The organism is Streptomyces sp. NPDC046197 (assembly GCF_040646295.1).
In the GTDB taxonomy this organism is placed as follows: Bacteria; Actinomycetota; Actinomycetes; order Streptomycetales; family Streptomycetaceae; genus Streptomyces.
On the sequence record NZ_JBEYZY010000032.1, the window covers coordinates 1 to 24,433 of the forward strand.

Annotated in this window: 21 protein-coding genes and 1 riboswitch; of the genes, 5 read left to right on the forward strand and 16 right to left on the reverse strand. The window is 70.9% G+C overall.

The features are described 5' to 3' along the window. Nucleotides 1-706: 706 nt before the first annotated feature. The gene (locus AB0A61_RS32145) at nt 707-1,150 is read right to left on the reverse strand and encodes an SRPBCC family protein (RefSeq protein WP_361300133.1); all 444 of its coding nucleotides are present in this window, start codon (nt 1,148-1,150) and stop codon (nt 707-709) included. Between the two features lie 145 nt (nt 1,151-1,295). After that, a complete protein-coding gene (locus tag AB0A61_RS32150; protein WP_361300136.1) occupies nt 1,296-2,093 on the reverse strand; it encodes a metallophosphoesterase in 798 nt (265 codons plus the stop codon). A 316-nt stretch (nt 2,094-2,409) separates the two neighbouring features. On the opposite strand from AB0A61_RS32150, the gene AB0A61_RS32155 reads away from it, so the two are divergent. Next, nucleotides 2,410-4,206, forward strand: coding sequence for an AMP-dependent synthetase/ligase (locus tag AB0A61_RS32155; RefSeq protein WP_361300139.1), 1,797 nt, complete (start codon nt 2,410-2,412; stop codon nt 4,204-4,206). Nucleotides 4,207-4,246: 40 nt separating this feature from the next. On the opposite strand, the gene AB0A61_RS32160 is transcribed toward AB0A61_RS32155, so the two are convergent. Both AB0A61_RS32160 and AB0A61_RS32165 read right to left on the reverse strand, forming a co-directional pair. Then, nucleotides 4,247-5,833 (reverse strand): GMC oxidoreductase, encoded by a 1,587-nt coding sequence (locus AB0A61_RS32160; RefSeq protein ID WP_361300326.1) that lies wholly within the window; start codon nt 5,831-5,833, stop codon nt 4,247-4,249. A 113-nt stretch (nt 5,834-5,946) separates the two neighbouring features. Next, nucleotides 5,947-7,089, reverse strand: a complete 1,143-nt coding sequence (locus AB0A61_RS32165; protein ID WP_361300142.1) for a glycosyltransferase family 4 protein — start codon at nt 7,087-7,089, stop codon at nt 5,947-5,949. Nucleotides 7,090-7,236: 147 nt separating this feature from the next. Between AB0A61_RS32165 and AB0A61_RS32170 the strand changes: the two genes are divergently transcribed. Then, nucleotides 7,237-8,454 carry a glycosyltransferase family 87 protein gene (locus AB0A61_RS32170; protein WP_361300145.1) on the forward strand — a complete coding sequence of 406 codons (1,218 nt, stop codon included), beginning with the start codon at nt 7,237-7,239 and terminating at the stop codon, nt 8,452-8,454. A 21-nt stretch (nt 8,455-8,475) separates the two neighbouring features. Here AB0A61_RS32170 and AB0A61_RS32175 read toward each other — a convergent pair whose 3' ends face one another. The 5 genes from AB0A61_RS32175 to AB0A61_RS32195 form a co-directional block, all read right to left on the reverse strand. Then, complete coding sequence (locus tag AB0A61_RS32175) at nt 8,476-9,675, reverse strand: hypothetical protein (RefSeq protein WP_361300148.1); 1,200 nt, start codon at nt 9,673-9,675, stop codon at nt 8,476-8,478. A gap of 32 nt (nt 9,676-9,707) precedes the next feature. Next, complete coding sequence (locus AB0A61_RS32180) at nt 9,708-10,664, reverse strand: NlpC/P60 family protein (RefSeq protein ID WP_361300329.1); 957 nt, start codon at nt 10,662-10,664, stop codon at nt 9,708-9,710. A gap of 418 nt (nt 10,665-11,082) precedes the next feature. Continuing rightward, nucleotides 11,083-12,120 carry an NlpC/P60 family protein gene (locus tag AB0A61_RS32185; protein WP_361300151.1) on the reverse strand — a complete coding sequence of 346 codons (1,038 nt, stop codon included), beginning with the start codon at nt 12,118-12,120 and terminating at the stop codon, nt 11,083-11,085. Between the two features lie 238 nt (nt 12,121-12,358). Next, complete coding sequence (locus AB0A61_RS32190) at nt 12,359-13,708, reverse strand: NYN domain-containing protein (RefSeq protein WP_361300154.1); 1,350 nt, start codon at nt 13,706-13,708, stop codon at nt 12,359-12,361. A 63-nt stretch (nt 13,709-13,771) separates the two neighbouring features. After that, a complete protein-coding gene (locus AB0A61_RS32195) occupies nt 13,772-14,011 on the reverse strand; it encodes a hypothetical protein (protein WP_014672226.1) in 240 nt (79 codons plus the stop codon). Between the two features lie 156 nt (nt 14,012-14,167). Here AB0A61_RS32195 and AB0A61_RS32200 point away from each other — a divergent pair, with 156 nt between their 5' ends. Next, nucleotides 14,168-14,917 (forward strand): rhomboid family intramembrane serine protease, encoded by a 750-nt coding sequence (locus tag AB0A61_RS32200; protein ID WP_361300157.1) that lies wholly within the window; start codon nt 14,168-14,170, stop codon nt 14,915-14,917. Beyond that, nucleotides 14,914-15,195, forward strand: a complete 282-nt coding sequence (locus AB0A61_RS32205) for an Lrp/AsnC ligand binding domain-containing protein (protein WP_361300160.1) — start codon at nt 14,914-14,916, stop codon at nt 15,193-15,195. The genes AB0A61_RS32200 and AB0A61_RS32205 overlap by 4 nt, the downstream gene beginning before the upstream one ends. Before the next feature lie 27 nt (nt 15,196-15,222). Here the strand turns inward: AB0A61_RS32205 and AB0A61_RS32210 are convergent, their stop codons facing one another. The 6 genes from AB0A61_RS32210 to AB0A61_RS32235 form a co-directional block, all read right to left on the reverse strand. Next, on the reverse strand, nt 15,223-16,584 hold the full coding sequence (locus AB0A61_RS32210; RefSeq protein WP_361300163.1) for an aminotransferase class V-fold PLP-dependent enzyme: 1,362 nt from the start codon (nt 16,582-16,584) through the stop codon (nt 15,223-15,225). A gap of 180 nt (nt 16,585-16,764) precedes the next feature. Continuing rightward, nucleotides 16,765-16,881: riboswitch (SAM riboswitch) on the reverse strand. 108 nt (nt 16,882-16,989) lie between these two features. Beyond that, entirely contained in the window at nt 16,990-18,054 is a 1,065-nt protein-coding gene (gene trpD, locus AB0A61_RS32215; protein WP_361300166.1) for an anthranilate phosphoribosyltransferase, read from the reverse strand. Between the two features lie 138 nt (nt 18,055-18,192). Beyond that, the gene (locus AB0A61_RS32220; RefSeq protein ID WP_361300169.1) at nt 18,193-19,848 is read right to left on the reverse strand and encodes a cytochrome bc complex cytochrome b subunit; all 1,656 of its coding nucleotides are present in this window, start codon (nt 19,846-19,848) and stop codon (nt 18,193-18,195) included. Next, entirely contained in the window at nt 19,845-20,906 is a 1,062-nt protein-coding gene (locus AB0A61_RS32225; RefSeq protein ID WP_361300172.1) for a Rieske 2Fe-2S domain-containing protein, read from the reverse strand. The genes AB0A61_RS32220 and AB0A61_RS32225 overlap by 4 nt, the downstream gene beginning before the upstream one ends. Beyond that, nucleotides 20,903-21,712, reverse strand: coding sequence for a c-type cytochrome (locus AB0A61_RS32230; RefSeq protein ID WP_361300175.1), 810 nt, complete (start codon nt 21,710-21,712; stop codon nt 20,903-20,905). The genes AB0A61_RS32225 and AB0A61_RS32230 overlap by 4 nt, the downstream gene beginning before the upstream one ends. A 121-nt stretch (nt 21,713-21,833) precedes the next feature. Next, nucleotides 21,834-22,445, reverse strand: coding sequence for a heme-copper oxidase subunit III (locus AB0A61_RS32235; RefSeq protein WP_361300178.1), 612 nt, complete (start codon nt 22,443-22,445; stop codon nt 21,834-21,836). A gap of 187 nt (nt 22,446-22,632) precedes the next feature. Between AB0A61_RS32235 and AB0A61_RS32240 the strand changes: the two genes are divergently transcribed. Beyond that, nucleotides 22,633-23,034, forward strand: coding sequence for a hypothetical protein (locus tag AB0A61_RS32240; RefSeq protein ID WP_361300181.1), 402 nt, complete (start codon nt 22,633-22,635; stop codon nt 23,032-23,034). An 85-nt stretch (nt 23,035-23,119) separates the two neighbouring features. On the opposite strand, the gene AB0A61_RS32245 is transcribed toward AB0A61_RS32240, so the two are convergent. Next, on the reverse strand, nt 23,120-24,430 hold the full coding sequence (locus AB0A61_RS32245) for an Ig-like domain-containing protein (protein WP_361300184.1): 1,311 nt from the start codon (nt 24,428-24,430) through the stop codon (nt 23,120-23,122). Nucleotides 24,431-24,433 lie beyond the last annotated feature (3 nt).

Here is a 24,433-nt window from a genome sequence, read left to right on the forward strand (position 1 = left end):
CTCCGCGCTTCGCCCCGCGTGCTTCTTGGCTCGGTCGCCTACGGGGCGCCCAAGCCGGTGTCGAGACCTCGATCGTGCTCAGCGCTTCGCGCCTCCGCGCGTTCGAGGTCTCGACACCGGCGCGCCCCTTCGGCTCCCTCGCGGCCGGCGCGTGGGGACGGTGGGACTTGGTGGGCCCTTGCCCTTGAGCCGTGGCAGGGCAGGCGCAGCCCGCCCCGACACCAGCGCCTCTTTGGCGCGTGGGGGTGGTGGGACTTGGTGGGCCCTTACGTGAGGCCGTAGGGGGGCGCGGCCAGCCCCTGACACCAGGGCCCCGGTCTTTGCCCGCCCGGCACCGGCGCGCCCTGCTTGGCCCCTCGCGGCCGGCGCGTGGGGACGGTGGGACTTGGCGGGCCCTTGCCGTGAGGCCGTAGGAGGGCGGGCGCGGCCAGCCCCTGACACCAGGGCCCCGGTCTTTGCCCGCCCGGCACCGGCGCGCCCTGCTTGGCCCCTCGCGGCCGGCGCCTGGGGACGGCCGGACTTGGCGAGCCCTTGCCCTTGGGCGGTAGCAGGGCAGGCGCAGCCGGCACCCGACACCAGCGCCCCTGTGGCACTCAGCCGGCCCCGGCTCCGACGCGCCCCTTCGGCCCCCCTCAGGGCCGGCGCGTGGGACTTGGTGGGCCCTTGCCGTTGGAGCGGCGGGCGTCCTTCGTCGGGTGGGACGGGGCTACTGCTCGCCGGACTCCACTCGCTTCTTCAGGCCTGCCAGGGCCCGGTCGATGATGACCTTCTCCGCCTTGCGCTTGATCATGCCGAGCATGGGGATCTTGACGTCCACGGTGAGCCGGTAGGTCACCTCGGTGGATCCGGCGCCCGCCGGCTTGAGGATGTAGGAGCCGTCCAGGGAGCGCAGCATCTGGGACTTCACCAGGGTCCAGGAGACCTCGTTGTCACCGGTCCAGGTGTACGCCAGGGTCTGGTCGTCCTTGATGGCGCCCGCGTCCATCACGAGGCGGACCTGTTCGGCGCGGCCCTGGTCGTCGGTCTCGAGGACCTCCGCCTCCTTCACCTCGCCGGTCCAGTCCGGGTAGCGGGCGAAGTCGGCGATCACCCCCATCACGTCGGCCGGTGCCGCCTCGATCGTGATGCTCGAGCTGGTGTGTTCCGCCATCGCCGTGGCTCCTCCAGATGCGGGCCGGTAGTCAGGCCTGACAAGGCCGGTGGTGCGGTTGTCGTGCGCACGTGTGTGCAGCGTGAAGGCTACCGCGCGGGCGAGCGCCCGACGTCACCCCCACCTGCGCGCTCGGCCGGAATGCTCACCACTCCAGCGCCCACGGCTGCCCGGTACCGGCGAAGTGCCCCACATTCACGCACTCGGTGGCCCCGATGCGCATCCGACGCACCAGCGGCTGGTGGACGTGGCCGAAGAGCGCGTACCGGGGGCGGGTGCGGCGGATCGCCTCCAGCAGGGCGCGGCTGCCGCGCTCGAAACGGCGCGCCACGGTGTCGTAGACCAGCTCCGGCACCTCCGGCGGAATGTGCGTGCAGAGCACGTCGACCTCGCCGACCGCCTCGACCTTCGCCGCGTACTCCTCGTCGCTGATCTCGTACGGCGTCCGCATGGGCGTCCGCAGGCCTCCGCCCACGAAGCCGAAGACCCGGCCGCCGATCTCCACCCGCTCCCCGTCGAGCACTCTGGTCCCGGGTCCGGCGTACTCGCGCCACAGCGGGGGCATGTCGACGTTGCCGTAGGTGGCGTACGTCGGGGTGGGGAAGGCGGCGAAGAGCTCCGCATACTGCTTGCGCACCGCGCCCTCGATCACCGCGGCGCGGTCCCCGTCGATGCCCGCCCACAGCCGGGCGCCGAGCTCCCGGGCCTCGGCGAAGCGGCGGGCGGTGCGCAGCTCGACGAGGCGGTCGGCGTTCTCCACCCCGAACAGGTCGGGGAAGATGCCGCGCGAGTGGTCGGCGTAGTCGAGGAAGAGGACCAGGTCCCCCAGACAGATCAGGGCGTCGGCACCCCGACCGGCGCCGGCCAGGTCACGTGCGTTGCCGTGCACGTCGCTGACCACGTGGACGCGTGTCCTGCGGTTGCCGGCTGGTGTGGGTGCCATGTCGATCAAGCGTAGGCGCCGCGGTGCACTTGTGAACAGTGGCGGCCGACCCTTGGTTACTGGCCAGTCATTTCATGCGTCGACTACTGTGCGCGCAGGAACACCAATCCGTGTGACGCAGCGAACATCTCGCCGGGAACCCCTGTCGAAGAAGCCATACCGGCGGGTAACGTCCGGGCCGTCCAGTCGTGCTCTGGATTTCAACCACCGAGTCCTCGTGGCTCCTGGCGAAGCCCCGGGCACCTGACCGAGCCTTGGACCGCACCGTCGCAGCACACAACGTCGTGGCGCCGGCGCCCTATGAGGAGCAGCAGTCTTGCGCGAGTTCAGCCTTCCGGCTTTGTACGAGGTCCCTGCGGACGGCAACCTGACCGACATCGTCCGCAGAAACGCCGCGCAGCATCCCGACGTCGCCGTCATCGCGCGCAAGGCGGTCGGCGCCTGGCAGGACGTCACGGCGAGGGCCTTCCTCGCCGAGGTGCGCGCCGCCGCCAAGGGCCTGATCGCCTCCGGCGTCCAGCCCGGCGACCGGGTGGGCCTGATGTCCCGCACGCGGTACGAGTGGACGCTGCTGGACTTCGCGATCTGGAGCGCGGGCGCGGTCACCGTGCCGGTGTACGAGACCAGCTCCCCGGAGCAGGTCCAGTGGATCCTCGGCGACTCGGGCGCGACCGCCTGCCTGGTGGAGCTGGACGGCCACGCGGCCGCCGTGGAGTCGGTGCGCGAGACGCTGCCCGCGCTGAAGCACGTCTGGCAGATCGAGGCCGGCGGGGTGGAGGAGCTGGGCCGCCTCGGGCAGGACATCAGCGACGCGGCCGTCGAGGAGCGCAGCTCGCTGGCCAAGGCGGACGATCCGGCGACCATCGTCTACACCTCCGGCACGACCGGCCGCCCCAAGGGCTGTGTGCTCACCCACCGCAACTTCTTCGCGGAGTGCGGCAACATCGTCGAGCGGCTGCGGCCGCTGTTCCGCACCGGCGACTGTTCGGTCCTGCTGTTCCTGCCGCTCGCGCACGTCTTCGGGCGGCTGGTGCAGATCGCCCCGATGATGGCGCCGATCAAGCTGGGCTGCGTCCCGGACATCAAGCACCTCACCGACGAGCTCGCCGCCTTCCGTCCGACGCTGGTCCTGGGTGTGCCGCGGGTCTTCGAGAAGGTCTACAACTCCGCGCGGGCCAAGGCGCAGGCGGACGGCAAGGGCAGGATCTTCGACAAGGCCGCGGACACGGCGATCGTCTACAGCAAGGCGCTGGACACCCCGTCGGGCCCGTCGCTCGGTCTGAAGATCAAGCACAAGACGTTCGACAGGCTCGTCTACAGCAAGCTGCGTGCGGTGCTCGGCGGGCGTGGTGAGTACGCCATCTCCGGCGGAGCTCCGCTGGGCGAGCGGCTCGGGCACTTCTTCCGGGGCATCGGCTTCACGGTTCTGGAGGGCTACGGCCTGACCGAGTCCTGCGCGGCGACCGCCTTCAACCCCTGGGACCGGCAGAAGATCGGCACGGTCGGGCAGCCGCTGCCGGGTTCGGTGATCCGCATCGCGGACGACGGGGAGGTGCTGCTGCACGGCGAGCACCTGTTCAAGGAGTACTGGAACAACCCGGGCGCGACCGCGGAGGCGCTGGCCGACGGCTGGTTCCACACCGGTGACATCGGCACCCTCGACGAGGACGGCTACCTGAGGATCACCGGCCGCAAGAAGGAGATCATCGTCACCGCGGGCGGCAAGAACGTCGCCCCGGCCGTGATCGAGGACCGCATCCGGGCGCACGCTCTGGTCGCGGAGTGCATGGTGGTGGGCGACGGCCGTCCGTTCGTCGGCGCGCTGGTCACCATCGACGAGGAGTTCCTGGGCCGCTGGGCCGCCGAGCACGGCAAGCCGGCGGGCTCCACCGCGGCGTCGCTGCGCGAGGACCCGGATCTGCTCGCGGCGATCCAGGACGCGGTCGACGACGGCAACGCCGCGGTGTCGAAGGCGGAATCGGTGCGGAAGTTCCGCATTCTGTCCTCCCAGTTCACGGAGGAGTCGGGCCACCTCACGCCGTCGCTGAAGCTGAAGCGGAACGTGGTGGCGAAGGACTATTCGAATGAGATCGAGGCGATCTACGCGAAGTAGTCGCCGACGGTCCGGCCGGTGCCGCGGCCGGTGGTCCGGCTCATGGCGCGGTGTCCTCGGCGAGGACCCGCGCCATCGTGCGTTCGGCGAGCGCGGTGATGGTGACGAACGGGTTGACGCCGATCGACCCGGGCACGAGCGAGCCGTCGGTGACGTAGAGCCGCGGATAGCCCTTCACCCGCCCGTAGTCGTCGGTCGCCTTCCCCAGCACGCAGCCGCCCAGCGGGTGGTAGGTGAAGTCGTCGGCGAAGACCTTGCTGGTCGAGCCGAACAGGTCGTAGCGGTAGATCGTCAGGTTGGCCAGGTTGATCCGGTCGAAGAGCTTCTTGGCCATGGCCACCGACACCGCGCTCTGGGCGGCGGTCCAGCCCAGCTTCACCGAGCCGGACGGCGCGTCGTACGTGAACGACGCCCGTTGCGGGTTCTTGGTGATCGCCAGGTAGAGGCTCACCCAGTGCTCGAACCCCATCGGCAGCGGGGCGATTTCCGCGAAGACGGGGTTGTCGGCGTTGGCCCAGTCGTCGATGCCCATCACCGGCATGGTCGCCTGGTTGGCGCCGACCGTGTCCCACACGTGGTTGGCGCGGCCGAGCATGGTGTTGCCGTTGGTCCCCCAGCCGCCGCCCACGCTGGCGTCCAGGTCCGGCAGGGCGCCCGTGTCCCGGGCACGGACGAGGAGTTCGCTGGTGCCGAGGCTGCCGCCGCCGAGGAAGAGGTACGTGCAGCCGTACTGTCTGGTCTCGACGACCGCGCCGGTGGTGTCGATGCGGTCGGCGGTCAGCAGCCACGTCCCGTCGCTCGCGCGGCTGATGCTCCTCACCTTCTCCAGCGTGTGGACGGTGACGTTGCCGGTGCCGAGCGCGGCGGCGAGGTACGTCTTGTCCAGGCTGCGTTTGCCGTAGTTGTTGCCGTAGATCACCTCCCCGGCGAGGGCGGATCCGGTCGCCGTGCCGGCCGCCTCGCGCTCCATGTAGCCGAAGTCGTACACGTTGGGCACGAAGGTGGTCTTCAGGCCGGCGTTCGCCGCGGCCTTGCGGGAGGTACGGGCGAACCGGTACCACTCCGTCGACTCGAACCAGCCGGGGTCGATGGTGTTGACCCCCAGCATCGAGCGCGCCCGCGGGAAGTAGGTGCCGTACATCTCGTTGACGTCCACGGTCGGGAACTGCTCGGCGAAGTAGGACGTCTGCGGGGTGACGGCCATGCCGCCGTTGACCAGGGAGCCGCCGCCGACGCCCCGTCCGACGTAGACGGACATCTGGTCGAAGTGGACGCGGTCGAGGGCACCCGGGTAGGGGCTGATGTCCTTGTTCACGACGTCCAGCCACAGGAAGGTGGCGAGCGGCGCCTCGGTGCGGGTGCGGAACCACATGGAGCGCTGGTCCGGGGCGCTGGTGGAGCAGAACACCTTGCCGTCGGGGCCGGGTGTGTTCCACAGGCGGCCCATCTCGATCATGAGGGTGCGGATGCCGGCCTGGCCGAGGCGGAGCGCGGCGACCGCGCCGCCGTAGCCGGAGCCCACGACGATCGCCGGGGCGGACTCGACGGCGTCGGGCTCGGCGGCGCGGGCCGATTGCAGGCCGATCCGCGTGAAGCCGAGGCCGGCGGCGGTCTGCAGGGCGACCATACCGAGAATGTGACGTCTCGTCAGCTGATGCTGCATCAGTTTTGCTGTCATGCGCGCAGCATGTGCGGATTTTCCGGTTCCGCCTAGAGGCGCGTCACGGATTGGAGCACGGATTAGAGCAGCGCGTTGAGCTTGCCCGCCAGCAGGTCCCAGCGCCACTTCTCCTCGACCCACTGCCGCCCCCGCTGTCCCATGCGGCGGCGCAGTTCCGGGTCCTTCAGGAGGGTGACGATCCGGTCGGCGGCCTCCTCGGGAACACCGCCACGCACGACCCAGCCGGTCTCGCCGTCCAGCACGGCGTCGGGCGCGCCGCCGGAGTCCCCGGCGACGACGGGCAGTCCCGTCGCGGAGGCCTCCAGGTAGACGATGCCGAGCCCCTCGACGTCGAGTCCACCGCGCCGGGTGCGGCAGGGCATGGCGAAGACGTCCCCGGCGCCGTAGTGCGCGGGCAGCTCCGGCCAGGGCACGGCTCCGGTGAAGCGCACGGCGGCGGCCACCCCGGTGTCCCGCGCCAGCCCGCGCAGGTCCTTCTCGTACGGTCCGCCCCCGACGATCAGCAGCACGGCGTCCGGCTCGGCGGCCAGGATCCGGGGCATCGCGCGGATGAGCGTGTCCTGGCCCTTGCGCGGCACGAGCCGCGAGACGCACACGACCACCGGCCGGTCGCTCAGCCCGAGCCGGGCGCGCACCTTCTCGCCGCCCGAGCCCGGGTGGAAGGTCTTCTCGTCCACGCCCGGCGCCAGCTGCACCATCCGCCCGGCCGCGGCCGGGGTCAGGGCGGCGGCGATCCGGGAGCGGGTGTACTCGCCGAGGTAGGTGATCGTGTCGGTGGACTCGCCGATGCGGCGCAGGAGTCCGCGCGCGGCCGGCAGTTGCGCCCAGCCCGCCTCGTGCCCATGGGTCGTGGCCACCAGCCGCTCGGCACCGGCCCGCCTGAGGGCCGGGGCCATCAGTCCGAGCGGCGCCGCCGCCCCGAACCACACCGACGTGCACCCGTGCTCCCGCAGCAGCCCGACCGCGCGCCGGGTCGCCCCCGGCGTCGGCAGCAGCATCGTCGTGCGGTCCCGTACGACGGTGAAGGGCTGCTCGGCGTCGAAGGCGGCCGTGGCCTCGACTCCCTCCCGGCTCCGCTTCCAGGTGGAGGCGTAGACGACCAGCCGCTCCGGGTCCGTCCGCAGCGCCATGTTGTGCAGGAATGCCTGGATGCCGCCGGGGCGGGGCGGGAAGTCGTTGGTGACGACGAGGGTCTTGTGCATCGCCGCCGACCCTACCGAACGTGGACGCGCGGCCCCGTTCGGCCGTGCTTCATGGCCCTCGCCCGGCCCACCGGGAGATCATGGCACCCTCGGCTGGGAAACGGACGGACGGGGGCGCAGGTGGAGGTTTCAGGCACCGTGCGGCACATGGCCGCGCTGCTGGGCACCTGGGCCGCGACCCGGCTGGTGCTGCTGCTCTGCGTGTTCGGGGTGTGGACCGTCCCGGGCCCGGACGTCACCAGCGACGTGTGGGCGATCTACCGGGGGTGGTACGAGGTGCTGCGGCACGGCACCTTCCCGCTGGACGACGTCACCTGGCAGTACCCGCCCGTCGCCGCGCTCGCGGTCCTCTCCCCCGCCGTGCTGCCCTTCCTCGGCTACGCCGCGGCCTTCTACGTGCTGGCCTTCCTGGCCGACCTGGTGGTGCTCTGCCTGCTCCTGTACACGGGACTGCGGCCGGGCCGGTCGCTGCGCGGCGCCTGGGTGTGGGTGGCGGGCGCCGCGCTGCTCGGGCCCACGGTGTACGCGCGGTACGACGTGATGGTGACCGCGGTGGCGGTGGCCGCGCTGCTCGCGGCGGCCCGGCACCCGCGGCTGGCCGGAGCGCTGGCCGGATTCGGGGCGATGCTGAAGGTGTGGCCGGTGCTGCTGCTGGCCGGCGTCTTCGGCACGGCCCGGCGCCGCACCTGGACCGCGGCGGTGGTGACCGCGGCCGCGCTCGGCCTGCTGTTCGCGCTCGTCATGCCCGGCGCCCTGGCCTTCCTCGCCTTCCAGCGCGAGCGGGGCACCGAGGTGGAGTCGCTGGGCGCGCTCGTCTTCCACGTGGCCCGGCACTTCGGCTGGAGCGGGCAGGTGCTGCTCAACTACGGCTCGATGGAGTTCCTCGGTCCGTACGTCGGCACGGTGAGCACGGCCGCGCTGGTGCTCACCGGCGCCGCCTTCGGCTGGCTGCTGCTGTGGCGGCTGAGGGCGAGGCGGTTCCTGCCGCACACGCTCGCGGACGCGGCGTTCACGGCCGTGCTGTGCTTCACGACCACCAGCCGGGTGATCAGCCCCCAGTACCTGGTGTGGCTGGTCGGGCTCGGGGCCGTCCGCCTGTCCCACCGGGACACCGGCATGCGGCTGCCGGCCGGGCTGGTCCTGGCGGCTGCCTTCGCGACGGTGCTGGAGTTCCCGGTCTTCTTCGTCGACGTCGTCATGAGCGACCGGCTCGGCGTCGCCCTCCTGTTCGTCCGCAACGGTCTGCTGGTGGCGGCCACCGTGGCCGCGGCCCGTGAGCTGTGGCGTTCCACGGCCGCCCCGGCCGCCCCGGTGTCCCTCCCGGATCAGGCCACCGGCCCCCGGCAGGCCTCCGCCCCGTCCTGAGGGGCCACCCGCCGTGCGCGCTCACCTCAATTGGCTGCGCAGGTACTGCCGCCACTGCTCGGTGAACTTCCCGGGCGTCGTCCCGAGCACCTTTCGCATCGCGTCCTCGACCGCGCCCGCCCGCTCGTCGTGCGTGCCGACGGCCCGGTAGAACTCGCCGAGCCGTGCCTCGCCCCAGTGGTCGGCGATCATCCGGCAGGCCATCCAGCCGCCCTCGTACGCCTGCGCGAGCCGGGTCGCGTCGCCGGCGAAACCGAAGTCCCCGTCGGCCGGCAGCGCCGTCGGCACCCGGCCGTCGGCCACCGCACGCTGCAGCTCCGGCGCGACCTGGTCCGGGGTGCGGCCGGTGCCGCGGTAGCCGACCCAGTCGGCGTATCCCTCGGAGAGCCACAGGGGCGTGGCCCGGTCGGTGTGGGCGCGGGTGGCGACGTGGGTCGTCTCGTGCGTGAGCACGACCTGTTTGCCGAGCGTGCCGAGCATGCCGTAGGCGTCCGGGTTGACGATGATCCGGTCGGCGGGCGCCCGTCCGGTGCCTCCCGCCTCCCCCGTGGTCACGGCGGCGATGCCCCGGAAGTCGGCGGCCGTCGAGCCGAGCAGTGCGGCCATCCCCTCCAGGGACTTCGGGACGACCACCATCACGTGCCGGCTCCAGTCGGTGCCCCAGGCGTCCGACACCGCCGGCACCGCGCGGTCCGCGAGATCGGCGTAGCCGTGCAGCGTCCCGCCGCTCTGGCCGACCCCGAGGACCAGGCTCCGACGGCCCCGGGCCACCGAGACCGTGCCCTCGTCCCACAGTTGCCGGGCGGACTTCTGCGCGGGCCGGTCGGAGTCGACGTACCACTTCCCGTCGGCGCGGGTGGACAGGGTCAGCGTGCGGTCGGCGGTGACCGGGGCCCGGTCGTAGCCCGCGACCCGGTAACGCAGCTCCGCCCGGGCGGTGGCGGTGTCGCCGCTGCGGCGCAGTCCGGTCAGGCGGTAGGACCAGTCCGCGAGCGGCACGGCCCGCAGGTTCTGGTACGGGACCCGGGTGCCGGTGGCGGTGTACGCCGACTCGTCGTGCCGCAGGACCGCCCGCGCCCGCCGGTCCAGCACCTGCTGCACCTCGGCCCTGGCGGTGTCGCCCGCCGACTGCCCCCCGCATGCCGTCAGCGACACCGGCAGCGTCAGCAGCAGGCACAGCCCCACCACCGAGGATCTCGACACCCGCCCGCGACCAGCCACTTCCCGATGGTACGGCGCCCGGTCGGCCGCCGTCAGACCCTGGTGACCGACGAGATCGGCATCATGTCGACGCGGTCGTAGCGCACCGGTGCTCCCGGATAGGGGGCGTGGATCACCCGGCCGTTGCCCATGTACATCCCGACGTGCCCGGCGTCGGACCGGTAGACGACCAGGTCGCCGGGCCGCGCCTGGGACAGCGGGATCCGCCGGCCGGCGTACCGCTGCTCCTGCGAGGTGCGCGGCAGATGGACCCCGGCCTGCGCGTACGCCCACTGCATCAGGCCCGAGCAGTCGAAGCCGGCGGGCCCGCTCGCGCCCCAGACGTAGGGGCGGCCGAGCGCGGAGCGGGCGGCGGCCACGGCGGCGGCCGCACGGGCCGATGCGGCGGGGCCCCCGTCCAGGGCGGGGAAGTCGTCGCGGCCGTAGCGGGAGGAGCGGTCGTAGGCCTCGCGCTGCGCGGGGGACAGCGAGTTGAGCAGCCGACGGGCCTCGGTGAGCTTCTGTTCGACGGTGTGCTTGTGGGAGATGACGGCCTTGCGGCTCTTCTCCAGTTCGGCGAGGGTCCCGGTGGCCTCGGCCCGCTCCTGGGCGAGCTCGCGCATGGCCTGCTGCAGGTCGCTGAGCTCGTCGGCCTGGTGGGCCGTGATCCGGTCGAGCGTGGCCGCCTTGTCGAGGTAGTCGGCGGGGTCGTCGGAGAACAGCAGGGCGAGCGAGGGGTCGATGCCGCCGGCGCGGTACTCGGCGCCGGCGAGCGAACCGAGGGTCTCCCGCAGGGCGTTGACGCGCTGCTGCTGCCGCGCCATGCGGTCCTGGGAGTCCCGTACCCGGCGGCGCAGCAGCCCGGCGCGCTCGTTGGCCTTGTCGTAGGCCTCGGTCGCCCGCTCGGCCTCCTGGTAGAGCCGGTCCACGTCGGCCCGGGCGTCACCGTGCGGCGCCGCGAGGGCCGAGGTCGCCGGCACGGCCCCGAGCGCCGCGGCCGCGGCGGACAGCGCGCAGACGATCCGCACGGCCCGGTTCGCCTCCGTGGCGCCGGAGCCGGTGCCGGCGGTACCGCCGGGCTCGGCCCCCGGCACCGGCGCGTCCCTTCGGCTCACCGGGCGGACGGCACTCGCGCCGCGGTCGAACCCGGACGACGGTGCAAGGCGGCGATGGGACCCCACGGGTAGCCGTACCCCTTCCGCTGGCGGAAACTGACTGCTCCCCGGGTACCGGGGCGGAGGACCGCCCCGGTGGTTGGGGGAAACGCGCCAGACAGTAGCCGCGCGGACACGCACCGGCCAAAGGCCCGCGCCGGGGGCAAAACCCGGCGCCCCGCCTCTGACGCAGGTCATCGGCGGGGCGCGGGGTCAGTGTGGGGTGCCGCGATTCGCCCGTTCGGGCGGCACGGTGTGTTGATCTTGGGTGGGCTCAGACCCGGACGCCGAACTGGAACGGCATGTCGCTCATCGCCTCGTAGCGCACCACGGCTCCGGTGTGCGGGGCGTGCAGCACCTGGCCGTTGCCCGCGTACAGGCCGACGTGGTGCAGGTCGCCGTAGAAGAAGACCAGGTCGCCGACCTGGAGCTGGCTCGACGAGTAGATGCGGCTGCCTATGTTGGCCTGCGCCTCGGAGGTGCGCGGGATGGAGATGCCGGCGGCCGCGTACGCCTGGGAGGTCAGGCCCGAGCAGTCGTAGGCGCCGGGGCCGGAGGCGCCGTAGACGTACGGCTTGCCGAGCTGGGCCTGCGCCCAGGAGAAGGCGGCGCCGGCCCGGCCGGAGCCGGTGACGTTGCCGCCGCCGTCCAGGGCGGTGCGCTGGCTGGCGCGGCTGGCACGGGTCTGCTGGGCGGCGAGTTCCGCCTTCTGCTTCGCCGTCAGCGAGTTGAGGAGCTTCTGAGCCTCGCCGAGCTTGTCCTGGACTTCCTGCTTCTTCTTGCCCAGCTCGGTGCGGGTGGCGGCGAGGTCCTTGAGCTTCTCGGTGGCCTCTGCCCTCTCCTGGGCGAGTTCGCGCTGTTTGTCCTGGATCTTCTTCAGCGCCTCGATCTGCTGGCCGCTCAACTGGTCGAGCGTCGAGGCCTTGTCGAGGTAGTCGTCCGGGTTCGAGGACAGGAAGAGCTGGAGCGAGGGGTCGATCCCGCCGGAGCGGTACTGGCCGGCGGCCATCGAACCGATGCCGTCGCGCAGCTTGTTGAGCTCCTGCTGGCCGCGGGCGACGTTGTCCTGAATGGTGGAGATCTCCTTCTGGAGCTTCTCCTGCTTGTCCTTGGCCCCGTTGAACTTCTCGGTGGCCTGCTCCGCCTGCTGGTAGAGCTCGTCGACCTTGGACTTGACCTCGTCCAGGCTCGGCTTCGCGCTGGGCGCCGCATTGGCGGCGTTCGCGCTGAACGCGACGGCGGCGGCAGCCGCGGTGGTCAGCACGGTCACGCGTGCACGACTCGGTTGCTTGGGTCGACGGTGGGACGCCACGAAAGCGAGCTCCTTCTTGTGAGTGATCACCCGCTCGGAGGTTCGAGGCCAGACCCTAGTGACCTCATCGTGATGAGTTCAAATCCTCACACCAAAAAATCCCATCACGCAAGGCATTCTTTGCACTCAAGCCACAAGCAGTGAGGCCCTGTTGACGCTACGTTGCGCAACAGATCCGTCAATTCGGGCATTGTGCGGCTACGTTGGGATTGGGGCGGAAGCTTCCTTATGCCTGATTTCAGCCGCGCATGAGGCGCTTCAGCAGCACCACGGAGGCCACCGGCCGCGCCCCCGCCCTGGCGACCCCGTCGGCCACCTCGCGATCGGTCGAGGCGACGATGACCGGCCGGCCCGGCGGCTCGGCGCGCACCAGCTGGCGGATCAGCTCGTCCGCGGTGACCCCCGGCTTGGAGAACAGCACCCGCACCCCGCGCGGCGGCGCGAGCAGCACCGGCGCCGCCAGTTCGGCCCCGTCGAAGACGCAGGTGACCTCGGCGCCGGTCTGGGCGGCCAGCTGGGACAGCTGGCCCAGAAGCCTCAACCGCTGCTTCTCCAGCGGCATTTGGGGATAGCCGGTCTTGGTCACGTTGTAGCCGTCGACGACCAGGTGCGCCTGGGGCAGCGCGAGGAGCTGGTCGAGGATCGCGGGGTCGTGCTCGGACAGCGCGCGGGCGGCGATGTCCTTCGGGGTCATCCGTCCCGGCTCGACCGCGTCCACGGTCTCGGCCGGCCGTACGGACACCGGGGGCAGCGCCAGCTCCCGGCGCAGTCCCTGGGCCGCGTCCAGCACGGTGTCGAGCAGCAGCCGTACCCGCATGTCCTCGACACTGCGCCCCTCGCGGGCCGCCCGGCGGGTGGCCTCCAGCGCGGCTTCCGCCTCGCCGAGGCGCGCCTTGAGCCGCCTGGTCTCGCTCTCCGCGGCCGACACGTGCGCCTGCCCCTCGGCCCGTACCGCCTCGCTCTCGGCCTGCGCCTTGCGCAGCGCGGCCTCGCCCCGTTTGACGTCGCTGAGGGCGGCACGCAGCTTACGGTGAAGCGATTCCGCTTCCCTCCTGGCCAGATCCAGCTCGGCCCGCAGCCGCTCGGTCTCGGTCCGGGTCTGCTCGCGGGCCGCCGCCAGGTCGGCGCGCAGCCGCTCCAGTTCGACCCGGCTCTCCTCGTCGGCGCGCTCGGCGTCCGCCCGCTGCGCCTCCTCGCCGGCCGCGGTCACCAGCTTCACCCAGCCCGCCGGACGCAGTACATAGGCCGCGGCCGCCACATCGAGCGGGTCCGCGGCCGGGGGCGGCGAGCCGGAGTCGAGGGCGCCGGACAGCTCCGGCTGGGCTTCTCTGAACTTCTCCCCGATGCGCTGCCGGAACAGCGCATCCGTCTCCAGCGCCGTCGCCATGGCGTTCCCGGCGAACTTCGCCCGGCGGTTCGGGGCGAACCGGGCGTACTGCCTGAGCTGCGGGGGCAGCTCGCCGAGGGTCAGCCCGCCGAACCCGTCGGACACGATCTGCACGACCCTGCGGCGCACACCGTCGGGCAGCGGACGGTCGAGCACCTCGGCGGCGCCGTCGCCCGGCCCCCCGCCTTGTGTCTCCACCATCCGTCACCCCAATGCCTGTGCGGGATCCCCCGGAGGGATCACCTGCCCCGGCCCCGCTCCCGCTCAGGAGCCGGCGCCCGGCCTGTCCACGAGTTCCACCTGGTCCACGGCGTTGCACCAGCGGCACCGCACCGACTCGATGGTCTCACTGACCACCTCGCGCTCCTCGACCGTCGGCTCACCGGCCAGGTCGAGGTGAACGTACTCGACGACCTTGGACGAGCGCGTCACGTCGAAGCGGGTGAGGTTGCCGCAGAGGGTGCAGCGCCACCGCGTCGTGGCGGTCGGCAGGGGAACCGTCATCGTGGCTGTTCGCTTCCTTCTAGTCTCCGTGACGCGCCAGCTTCCCTGGTGCGTGTGGCTCGTAACCCTACGGGGTGGCGGGGACCCGCCGCCCGCCCCTCCGCGGCGGCGAGGCGGTCTGTGCTGATCCGTCCGGTTACGCCATGCTCTGTGTTCATGATCAGCAACTGGAGTGCCGCGGCCGGCCGGACGGGCAGAGCGGTCAGGGCGGTGCGGACCATGCCGGCGCCCGTGACGTGCGGGCTGATCGTCGCGTGCTGCCTGATCTTCCTGGCCGGCCCGGCGGCGGGGCTGAATCCGGCGTACGGCTCCGGCGACCGGTTGTTCGCCGCCCAGCAGGTCTACTTCCGCCGCTGGGGGGTGATCCCCGCCGAGCTGTTCGAGGGCGCCCCGCGGGCCGCCCTCACCCCCGTGACGGCCCTGTTCGTGCACGGCAGCTGGGTCCATCTGCTGGGCAACATGCTCTTCCTCTACGTCTTCGGGGCAATGACCGAGGAACGGATGGGCCGCCTCCAGTACACGCTGTTCTACGTCGGCTGCGGCTATCTCGCCCTGCTGGGCTACGCGGCCGCCAACGCCGCGTCCGGGCAGACCCTGGTGGGGGCCTCCGGGGCGATCTCGGCGGTCCTCGGCGCGTTTCTGTACCTGTTCCCCAGGGCCCGGGTGACCAGTCTCTTCCCGTTCCTGTTCTTTCTGCCGCTGCGCCTTCCCGCGTGGGTCGTCCTGCCGTTCTGGGCCGCGCTGCAGTGGGTGGCGGCGGGACGGGCCGCCCAGGGCCCCGGGGTGGCCTACCTCGCGCACGTGGTGGGCTTCGGGCTGGGCTTTCTCTACGCGTGGCTGCGATGCCGTACGACTAGAGTGAAGGCCGCCCCTGCTCCGGCTCCCGAGGGAGAGACACAGCCGTGATCACCGCGATCGTCCTCATCAAGACCAGCGTGGACCGGATCCCCGAGATCGCCGAGCAGATCGCCGCGCTGGATTCCGTCAGCGAGGTGTTCTCCGTGACCGGGACGTACGACCTGATCGCCATGGTGCGGGTGAAGGAGCACGAGGATCTGGCGGAGGTCATCCCGGGGCGGATCAGCAAGATCCCCGGGGTGGAGGCGACGGACACGCACGTCGCGTTCCGCACGTACTCGCAGCACGACCTGGAGGCGGCGTTCGCGATCGGCCTCGACACGTGAACACCGCCTCCCAAGAGGTCCCTCAGGTCACACGGCCGGTACGCAGCGGCCGTCCTCCGTCCGGTACGTCCACTTCGCGCCCTCCTCGACCAGTTCCTTCACCGCGCGCACGAAGCGCTCCACGTGTTCGTCCGGGGTGCCCGCGCCGAAGCTGACCCGGATGGCGTTGAGGGACTTCTCGCCGGGGGCGGCCTCGGGGGCGCCGCACTCGCCCTGGGCCTGCGGGTCACTGCCGAGCAGAGTGCGGACCAGCGGGTGGGCGCAGAACAGGCCGTCGCGGACGCCGATGCCGTACTCGGCGGAGAGCGCGGCGGCGAAGTGGGAGCTGTTCCAGCCCGCCACCACGAAGGAGATCACGCCGACCCTCGGGGCGTCGTCGCCGAACAGGGAGAGGACCCGGACCTCGGGAACCCCGGCGAGGCCCGCCCGCACCTTGTCGATCAGGTACCGCTCGCGGGCGACGAGGGTGTCGAAGCCGGCCTCGGTGAGGGCCCTGCAGGCGGAGGCGACGGCGTAGGCGCCGATGACGTTCGGTGAGCCGGCCTCGTGGCGGGCGGCGCTCTCGTGCCACTCCACGTCCACTCCCCCGTCGGTGCGGCGCGTGACCCTGCGGCTGGCGCCGCCGCCCGCGAGGTACGGCTCGGCCGCGCGCAGCCAGTCGGCACGGCCGGCCAGGACGCCGGAGCCGAAGGGGGCGTACAGCTTGTGACCGGAGAAGGCGACCCAGTCCACGTCGAGGTCCCGCACCGACACCGGGTGGTGCGGGGCGAGCTGGGCGGCGTCCAGGACGACGCGGGCGCCGTGCGCGTGCGCGGCGGCGGCCAGCTCCCGTACCGGCCACAGCTCGCCGGTGACGTTGGAGGCGCCGGTGACGCAGACGAGGGCGGGGCCGTGCGGGTCGCGGTCGGCCAGCGCCCGCTCCAGGGTCTGGACCGCCTGCCGCGGGGTGCGGGGGGCGTTGAGGTAGGTGACCCGCGCGTCCTTCCAGGGCAGCAGCGAGGCGTGGTGCTCGGTCTCGAAGACGAAGACCTGGCAGTCGGCCGGGAGCGCGCGGGCGAGGAGGTTGAGGGAGTCGGTGGTGGACCGGGTGAAGACCACCTGGTCGGTCCCGCGGCAGTCGAGGAACTCGGCGACCGCCCTGCGGGCGTTCTCGAACAGGTCGGTGGACAGCTGGGAGAGATAGCCGGCGCCGCGGTGGACGCTGCCGTAGTACGGCGCGTACGCGGCCACGTCGTCCCACACGCGCTGGAGGGCCGGCGCGCTGGCGGCGTAGTCGAGGGCGGCGTAGGTGACCTCACCGCCGGTGACGAGCGGGACGGTGACATCCCGTCCCAGAACGGGCAGCGGGGCACAAACGGACTGGTCGGCGGCAAGGGTGGAGACAGACATGGCGAACTCCGGTGAGAGGCAAGCGGAACCACCGTGCGAGCGGATGCGGCTCGAGCACGGAGGAGGGGGAAGGGGGATGCGGAGGCGGGGCTCTACGCCCTATCGCATTCGCTTGCTCACGGAAGGCTCCCTCGAACGACCAGGACCCCTGGCCCCACGCTCAGTCAGGAGCGTGCGAGGGGTCCGCGCTTGCCGCAGACCTCGCTGCCTGCGGCCCGGTCTTCACCCGGGGCACCCCGCCACGGACGGAGGGTTGCCGGACAGTCGGCCGGGGCCTCATGACTGTCACTCATGACCTGATACTGGAACGTACGCGAAGTGATCGCGGTCCCGCAACCCGTGTCCGGATCGCGGGACACCCGTCGGCGAGGGGCCAGGGGGTGTCAGACACCCCCCAGGCGACCCCTAGGCGTTGCTCGCGGCCACCCAGCGCTCCAGCGTCCGCTTCGCCGCCCCGGAGTCGATCGACTCGGCCGCCTGCTGCATCCCGGCGCGGAGCTGCTCCGCCAGGGTCCCGGAACCCGGTTCCAGGGCCACCAGGGCCGCCGCCGAGTTGAGCAGCACGGCGTCCCGTACCGGGCCGGTCTCGCCGTCCAGCAGGCGCCGGGCGACCTCGGCGTTGTAGGAGGCGTCCGCGCCCCGCAGCGCCTCCACCGGCACCAGCTCGATGCCGACGTCCCGCGGGTCGAAGCGCTCCTCGGTGACCTTGCCGTCCCGGACGATCCACACCCGGGAGGTGGAGGTCGTGGTCAGCTCGTCGAGACCGTCGTCGCCGCGGAAGACCAGGGAGGAGTTGCCGCGCTCGGCGAAGACGCCCGCGACGACCGGCGCCATGCGCGGATCCGCGACGCCCACCGCCTGGGCCTTCACCTTCGCCGGGTTGGTGAGCGGACCGATGACGTTGAAGGTGGTGCGGATGCCCAACTGGCCCCGGGCGGCGGCCACATGACGCAGTGCCGGGTGGAACTTCACCGCGAAGCAGATGGTGATGCCCGCTTCCTCGGCGACCTCCGCCACCCGCTTCGGGGTCAGCTGCAGATTGATGCCGAGCTTCTCCAGGACGTCCGACGAGCCCGACGCGGACGAGGCGGCCCGGTTGCCGTGCTTGACGACCTTCGCGCCGGTACCGGCGACGACGATCGAGGACATCGTGGAGATGTTCACCGTCCGCGCGCCGTCGCCGCCGGTGCCCACGATGTCGACGGTCGGACCGGCTACCTCGATCACGTTCGCGTGCTCGTACATGGCCCGGACCAGCCCGGTGATCTCCTCGACCGTCTCGCCCTTGGCCCGCAGGGCCACCAGGAACCCGGCGATCTGGGCGTCGGTCGCCTCGCCGCGCATGATCCGGTCCATCGCCCAGGCCGTGTCGTCCGCGCTCTGGTCGCGGCCGTCGAGCAGGGCGTTCAGTACCGCGGGCCAGGAACGGCCCGCCGCGATGTCGCCTCCAGCGGGGGTCACAGCGCTCATAAGCCGCTCCTGGGTCGGTGTCCCGGACTACGGGACGCAGGTCTCGAACAGGTCCACCCTATCCAGCCCCGGGCACGGCGAAGGGCCCCGTCCGTACACCGGACGGGGCCCTTCGCGTGGCGTGGCGACGCTGGGAGGTCAGTGGTGGCCGTGGCCGCTCGTGATCTCCCGGTACTCCTCGACAGTCGGCTTCGGGATCTGGTTCTCCTCGCCGTAGTACGCGTTGCTCAGCTTGGCGCGCAGCTTCTCGGAGCCCTTCACCTTGCGCTCGACGCCGTTCTCGTCGACCGCCGGGCCGATCTCGGCCGGAGCGTACTGCTCGTGCGCGGTGAGCGTGTGCAGCTGCTCCTGGCTGAGCGGCTCGTGGATCTCGATGAACTCACCGTGCGGCAGGCGCTTGATGATGCCGGTCTCGCGGCCGTGCAGCACCTTGTCGCGGTCCCGACGCTGCAGGCCGAGGCAGATCCGCTTGGTGATGATGAACGCGAGGATCGGTCCGACGAAGAAGCCGATCCGGACGAACCAGGTGACCGCGTTGATCGACAGGTGGAAGTGGGTGGCCCACAGGTCGTTGCCACCGCCGACCAGGGTGATCATGTAGATCGTCACCCAGGCGACACCGAAGGCGGTACGCGTCGGGGCGTTGCGCGGGCGGTCCAGGATGTGGTGCTCGCGCTTGTCGCCGGTGACCCAGGACTCGATGAACGGGTAGACCGCGATCGCCGCCAGGACCAGCGGGAAGAGCACCAGCGGGATGAACACGCCCAGGACGAGCGTGTGACCCCAGAAGTTGACCTCCCAGCCCGGCATGAAGCGGATGAGACCCTCGGCGAAGCCCATGTACCAGTCGGGCTGGGCGCCGGTGGACACCTGGTCCGGACGGTAGGGGCCCATGGCCCAGATCGGGTTGATCTGGGTGACCGCCGCGATGGCCGCGATGACACCGAAGACCAGGAAGAAGAAGCCTCCGGCCTTGGCCATGTAGACCGGCAGCAGCGGCATGCCGACGACGTTCTTCTCGGTCTTTCCGGGACCCGCGAACTGCGTGTGCTTGTGGTAGAAGACCAGGATCAGGTGGCCGACGACCAGGCCGAGCATGATGCCCGGCAGCAGCAGGATGTGGATCGAGTAGAACCGCGCCACGAAGTCGTGGCCGGGGAACTGACCGCCGAAGAGGAAGAACGACAGGTACGTGCCGACGATCGGCACGGACAGGATCGCGCCCTCCATGAAGCGGACACCGGTGCCGGAGAGCAGGTCGTCCGGGAGCGAGTAGCCGGTGAAGCCGGTGAACATGCCCAGGACGAACAGCAGGAAGCCGAACAGCCAGTTGATCTCACGCGGCTTGCGGAACGCGCCGGTGAAGAACACGCGCATCATGTGCACGAACATGCCGGCGAGGAAGATCAGCGCGGCCCAGTGGTGGATCTGCCGGATGAGCAGACCACCGCGCACGTCGAAGGAGATGTGCAGGGTCGAGCTGAACGCCTCGGACATCAGCTGTCCCTGCAGCGGGACGTACGAGCCGTGGTACTCCACCTCGTTCATCGACGGGTGGAAGAACAGCGTCAGGTACACACCCGTGAGGATGATGATGATGAAGCTGTAGAGGCAGACCTCACCCAACATGAACGACCAGTGGTCGGGGAAGATCTTGCGCATGTTGGACTTGGCCAGGGAGTAGATCCCGAGCCGGCCGTCCGCCCAGTCGGCGACGCGCTCACCCGCCGGGGCGTTACTGCGGGAGCGGCCCCCCGCGTCGGACGTATTCGTGTTGCTGGCTGAAGTGCTCATCCGCGCTCCCAGAATGCAGGACCGACGGGCTCCTCGAAGTCGCCGAGCGCCTGGAGGTAACCCTCGCTGTCCACACCGATGCGCAGCTGCGGCAGGGCGTGGCCGGCGGGGCCGAAGATCACTCGGGCACCGTCGGAGAGGTCGAAGGTGGACTGGTGGCACGGGCACAGCACGTGGTGCGTCTGCTGCTCGTACAGGGAGATCGGGCAGCCCACGTGGGTGCAGATCTTCGAGAAGGCGACGATGCCCTCGTGGCCCCAGTCGAGTTCGCGCTTGTCCTTGATGTTCTCCGGCTGGAGCCGGACGATCATCAGGGCCGCCTTGGCGATCTCGTTCTGGAAGTCCTCTTGCGTCTCGTTCAGGCCGTCCGGCTTGGCGAAGGTGAGCGAACCGACGGCGACGTCCTCGGGACGCAGCGGCAGGTTCGTGTTCGTGTTGACGAGGCGCTTGCCCTTGGCCCACAGCGTGTGACGCAGGCTGTTCCCGGGCAGCGGACCGAGGTCGCGCAGCAGCATGACGCCGGAGAGCGGGAACAGGGCCAGCGCGCCGAACATCGTGGTGCGGATCAGCTTGCGACGGCCGAGCGCGGACTCCTTGGCGCCCTGCTGGAAGTCGGCGAGAACCTTCGCCTTGACCTCCGGCGAGGCCTCGATCGGGTGACGCTCGTCGGCGATCTCCGCGTCGGACATCAGGGTGCGGGCCCAGTGGACCGCGCCCGCGCCGATGGTGAAGAGCGCGACAGCCAGCGTCAGGCCCAGCGCGAAGTTCAGCGCGCTGATGTGGCCGATCGGGAAGACGAAGATCGACTTGTCGGCCGGGATCGTCACATACGAGGCGATGAAGCCGAGGGTGGCCAGCATCGACACCGTGAACAGGAGGGCGACCGTCCGCTCGGACCGCTTGGCGGCCCGCTCGTCGATGTCCTGGATCCGGTGCTCGTGGGGCGGCAGGCCCGGGTCGGCGAACGGGTTCCGCTCGTCCGCGACCGAGACCGCACCGTGCTCGTGGGCGCCCTGCTCAGCAGGCAGGTTCTCTTCTGGAATGTCTTGGCTACTCATGACTTCTTGGCCTTTGCGGTCCGAGCGGCGACCCAGACGGCGACCGCGATCAGGACACCGAGTCCGAAGATCCATGCGAACAGACCTTCACTGACCGGCCCGAGGCCACCCAGGTCCATACCACCGGGCTGCTCGGTCTGGTCGCCGTTGACCGCGTTCAGGTACGCGATGATGTCCTTCTTGTTCTTCGACGTCAGCGTGGTGTCCGGGAAGGACGGCATGTTCTGCGGGCCGGTCTGCATGGCCTCGTAGATGTGCTTCGGGGTCACACCCGACAGGTCCGGGGCGTACTTGCCGTGCGTCAGCGCACCACCCTTGCCGGTGAAATTGTGGCACTGGGCGCAGTTGGTACGGAACAGCTCACCACCCCGGCCGATGTCCGCCCCGTCCGGGCTGTACTGGTTCTTCGTGGGGACCACGGGGCCGGCGCCGAGGGAGGCGATGTACGCGGCGATCTGGTCGATCTCGGCCTGCTTGTAGATGACCTTCTTGCGCGGGACCTGCGCGCCCGGCTGCTGGGCCGGCATACGGCCGGTGCCGACCTGGAAGTCGACGGCTGCGGAGCCGACGCCCACCAGACTCGGACCGTCACTGGTCCCCTGGCCACCGGTGCCGTGGCAGCTGGCGCAGCCAACGTCGTAGAGCTTCTTGCCCTCCTCGATGGTGAGGGACTGCGCGGAGTCGTCGGCCTTCGCCTTGCTCGCGGGCGCGAACGCGGTGTACAGCCCCCCAGTGGCCGCCAGCGCGAGGAGTAGGACGACGACTGCCGCCAGTGGGTGGCGTCGTCGTGCGGAGAGCTTTTTCACGGATTACCCCGGTGTCAGGATCTTCTGCGTCGATGCTTCTGGGATGTGGATCGGTTCGTCGCGGGTGGTCGGTCCTCCACCGCGGCGGGTGGATGCGACCTGGCCGCGGACGGCGGCCGAATTACCGGATCAGGTAGATCGTGGCGAAGAGGCCGATCCAGACGACATCGACGAAGTGCCAGTAGTAGGACACGACGATCGCGGCCGTCGCCTGCTCGTGGGTGAACCTCTTGGCCGCGTAGGTACGGCCGAGGACCAGCAGGAAGGCGATGAGACCGCCCGTCACGTGCAGGCCGTGGAAGCCGGTGGTCAGGTAGAACACCGAGCCGTACGGGTCGGAGGACAGCGACAGGCCGTCCTTCGTCACCAGCTCCGTGTACTCGAAGATCTGACCGCCGATGAAGATCGCGCCCATGATGAAGGTGACGATGAACCAGCCCCGGAGCTTCTTCACGTCACCGCGCTCGGCCGCGAACACGCCGAGCTGGCAGGTCAGCGAGGAGAGCACCAGGATCGTGGTGTTGGTCGCCGAGAACGGAAGGTTGAGATGGTCGGCCATCTCCTTCCAGTGCGTCGGACCCGTCACCGATCGCAGGGTGAAGTACATCGCGAAGAGGGCCGCGAAGAACATCAGCTCGGAACTCAGCCAGATGATGGTTCCGACACTGGTGAGGTTCGGCCTGTTCACCGACGGGTGCGCGTGCCCGGTTTCTACTGTCGTTGCTGTCGCCACGCCGACATTATGTCGCTCGCTTATCCCGCCCTCACTCCGGGGGGTGCCGTTCGGAGTGTCTGTGGGGTCTGCCCAGCCCGTATGGCCCATCGCGGGGCCGTTCCGACCGCTGTTGACCTGGAGTTGAAGGGAGTAGCATCCGCGCCATCGGTACCCGGAAGTTCCCGACCAACGACGCGGAGGAACAATGCAGGCGACCGCCACGGTGCTGGTCTACAGCGACGACGCAGGCACCCGGGAGCAGGTGCGGCTGGCCTCCGGCCGGAGGCCGGCCCCGGACGTCCCCGCCGTGGAGTTCGTGGAGTGCGCGACCCCCGCGGCGGTGCTGCGCGAACTGGACAACGGCGGGATCGACGTCTGCGTCCTGGACGGCGAGGCCGTGCCCATGGGAGGCATGGGGATGTGCCGGCAGATCAAGGACGAGATCTTCCGCTGCCCGCCGGTGCTCGTGCTCATCGGCCGCCCCCAGGACGCCTGGCTGGCCACGTGGAGCCGGGCCGACGCGGCGGTGACGCTCCCGGTGGAGCCGGTGGAGTTCGCGTCTGCGCTGGCCTCCCTGCTGCGGGACAGGAAGGCCCTGAGCGCCTGAGCGGCCACGGACGGCCCGCTGTCGTGCGACCGCGGGCCGTCCGTGGCCGCTCCCGCGGCTGCCCGCGCCCTCACGCTCTCACCGGTCACAGACTCAGCGGGCGCAGTTTCGCCTGGTCCGTGTGGCTCTGCGGGGCCTTGCCGCCGGACGTCAGCGCACTGCCCGTGAGCCACTTCTTCCAGTCCACGTTCCAGTCGCCGAAGCCGTTGTCGAAGGGTTCCATCTGGGCGCCGTTGGAGTTGACGACCTTGACGAGGTCGCCCTCGTGGATGGTGTTGAAGAACCACTCGGCGTTGCCGGTGCTCATGCCGGTGCAGCCGTGGCTGACGTTGGCGGAGCCCTGCGAGCCGACGGACCAGGGCGCGGCGTGCACGTACTCGCCGCTCCAGGTCACCCGGGTGGCGTAGTAGACCGGCAGATCGTACGACTCCGAGGAGCCCTCGGCGATGCCCACGGTCGAGCTCTTCATCCGCACGAAGTACTGCTTGGCCAGCACGACCTTGACCCCGTTGCGGGTCTCGAAGCCGGGCTTGCCGGTGGTGACCGGGATCTGGTTGATCTCCTTGCCGTTCTTGTACACGGTCATGGAGTGGGCCGACGCGTCCGTGACGGCGAGGATCTGGTCGCCGGTGGTGAGCTTCACCGGCTTCGCCGGGCCTCCCCACAGCCGGTCGCCGATCTTGATGCCGTCCAGGTTGCTGTGCACCTCGATGGTGGCGTGGGTGGGCCAGTAGTCCTTGGGACGGTAGTGCAGCTCCTTGTCGTTCACCCAGTACCAGGAGCCCTGTGCCGCGGGCATGGAGTCCACCCTGAGGGCGTTCTCGACGACAGCGCGCTGGGCCTTGTCCTTGACGGGCTGGTCCAGCTTGGCGGTGATGGGCTGGCCCACCCCGTACGTGCCCGTGTCCGGGCCGAACGTGACGTTCAGGCGCTTCTTGCCGAGGGGCTTGCCGGTGTCGAAGGTGAGGACCTTGCGGCCGGGCGCACCGTCGCCGTCCTCGGTGCTCACCCGCACCGTGTAGTGGGCGTTGGCGGCGAGCGGCGAGGTGCTGTGCCAGCGGCTGCCGTCCGCGGCGAGTTCTCCGGAGACGTAGCGGCCCGTGGCATCCACGGCCGTGACGTCCGTGATACGGCCGTTCGAGCCCTCGGCGGTGACTTCCAGGGGCTTGTCCGGGTCGGCCTTCTTCCCGGCGTCCGTGGGGCCGTTGAAGGAGATCTGGTCCGCCGCGTCGTACGGGTTGTCGGCCAGCGGGTTGCCGTCCGAGCCGCAGGCGGTGACACCCGCACCGAGGGCGGTCACCAGCAGGGTGCAACTGACGACGGTACGGGTGGGCAGGCGCGCCGGCGTCGAGGAGGCGTGGGGGCCCCTCCCGCGAAGAAACACAGAGGTGCTCATGGG

Excerpts from the sequence above, each read along its gene's own strand:
- AB0A61_RS32195 (WP_014672226.1), bottom strand. The coding sequence starts at position 14,011 with ATGACGGTTCCCCTGCCGACCGCCACGACGCGGTGGCGCTGCACCCTC.
- trpD (WP_361300166.1), bottom strand. The coding sequence starts at position 18,054 with ATGAGCGCTGTGACCCCCGCTGGAGGCGACATCGCGGCGGGCCGTTCC.
- AB0A61_RS32190 (WP_361300154.1), bottom strand. The coding sequence starts at position 13,708 with ATGGTGGAGACACAAGGCGGGGGGCCGGGCGACGGCGCCGCCGAGGTG.
- AB0A61_RS32220 (WP_361300169.1), bottom strand. The coding sequence starts at position 19,848 with ATGAGCACTTCAGCCAGCAACACGAATACGTCCGACGCGGGGGGCCGC.
- AB0A61_RS32245 (WP_361300184.1), bottom strand. The coding sequence starts at position 24,430 with ATGAGCACCTCTGTGTTTCTTCGCGGGAGGGGCCCCCACGCCTCCTCG.
- AB0A61_RS32165 (WP_361300142.1), bottom strand. The coding sequence starts at position 7,089 with ATGCACAAGACCCTCGTCGTCACCAACGACTTCCCGCCCCGCCCCGGC.
- AB0A61_RS32145 (WP_361300133.1), bottom strand. The coding sequence starts at position 1,150 with ATGGCGGAACACACCAGCTCGAGCATCACGATCGAGGCGGCACCGGCC.
- AB0A61_RS32240 (WP_361300181.1), top strand. The coding sequence starts at position 22,633 with ATGCAGGCGACCGCCACGGTGCTGGTCTACAGCGACGACGCAGGCACC.
- AB0A61_RS32160 (WP_361300326.1), bottom strand. The coding sequence starts at position 5,833 with ATGGTCGCCCTGCAGACCGCCGCCGGCCTCGGCTTCACGCGGATCGGC.
- AB0A61_RS32200 (WP_361300157.1), top strand. The coding sequence starts at position 14,168 with ATGATCAGCAACTGGAGTGCCGCGGCCGGCCGGACGGGCAGAGCGGTC.
- AB0A61_RS32150 (WP_361300136.1), bottom strand. The coding sequence starts at position 2,093 with ATGGCACCCACACCAGCCGGCAACCGCAGGACACGCGTCCACGTGGTC.
- AB0A61_RS32225 (WP_361300172.1), bottom strand. The coding sequence starts at position 20,906 with ATGAGTAGCCAAGACATTCCAGAAGAGAACCTGCCTGCTGAGCAGGGC.
- AB0A61_RS32210 (WP_361300163.1), bottom strand. The coding sequence starts at position 16,584 with ATGTCTGTCTCCACCCTTGCCGCCGACCAGTCCGTTTGTGCCCCGCTG.
- AB0A61_RS32170 (WP_361300145.1), top strand. The coding sequence starts at position 7,237 with ATGGCCGCGCTGCTGGGCACCTGGGCCGCGACCCGGCTGGTGCTGCTG.